Source organism: Nocardia alni (assembly GCF_019038435.1).
Lineage (GTDB): Bacteria > Actinomycetota > Actinomycetes > Mycobacteriales > Mycobacteriaceae > Nocardia > Nocardia alni.
On the sequence record NZ_JAGPOX010000327.1, the window covers coordinates 1 to 658 of the forward strand.

General features: G+C 76.3%; 1 protein-coding gene. It reads right to left on the bottom strand.

Translation table 11 applies throughout. The annotated features are described in order from the left end of the window. Positions 1–470 (bottom strand): hypothetical protein (locus JZ791_RS47385; RefSeq protein WP_216903945.1); only part of this gene is annotated, 470 nt, incomplete at its 3' end. Between the last annotated feature and the right edge of the window lie 188 nt (positions 471–658).

Sequence of the window (658 nt, forward strand, 5' to 3'; positions counted from 1 at the left end):
CCCAGGGCCTGGAGCGCGGCAGGGTTCAGAAAAACGGTGCCGGGCGACAGCATGGCCAGCCGGTCGGCGTCCGGAAAAGGCCGGGGCGCCAGCTCGGGCGCCATGGCAGCGAGCAGCAGGGCATCCGCGCCCACCACGCGCAAGGCGACCGAAGCGGCGGCGGGCCCCTGCGCCGGAGCCGCCTGCGCGGCGACCTCCAGCACCGGCCCGGCGCGGGCCACCAGCGGATGCCGGGCCACCTGCCCGTACAGGGTTTCGGGCAGGTCGCCCTGCGCGGCGCGCAGCTGCAGATCCGGCTGGCCGCTCGCGGCGCGCACGGCCTGGCCGAACTCCGACAGGGCGGACGCGTGGATCAGGTGCACGGCGAACGCCAGTGCCACCCCCAGCATCACCGCGGCCGCGGCCACGGTGGCGCGCCAGGGATGGCGGCGCAGTTCCAGCCAGGAGAAGGTGCGGAGCAGGGCGAGCATGCGGAGAGACCGCTCAGTCCGCGCGCGTCCCGGCCACCGGCCGGATGCCGTCGGCCGTCAGCCGCAGCATGCGGTCGGCGCGCTGCGCCGCGGCCTGCGAATGGGTGACGAGCACCATCGCGGCCCCTTGGTCGCGCGTCTGCGCCACGAGCAGATCCATGACGCGCCCGGCGGTGGCGGGGTCGAGG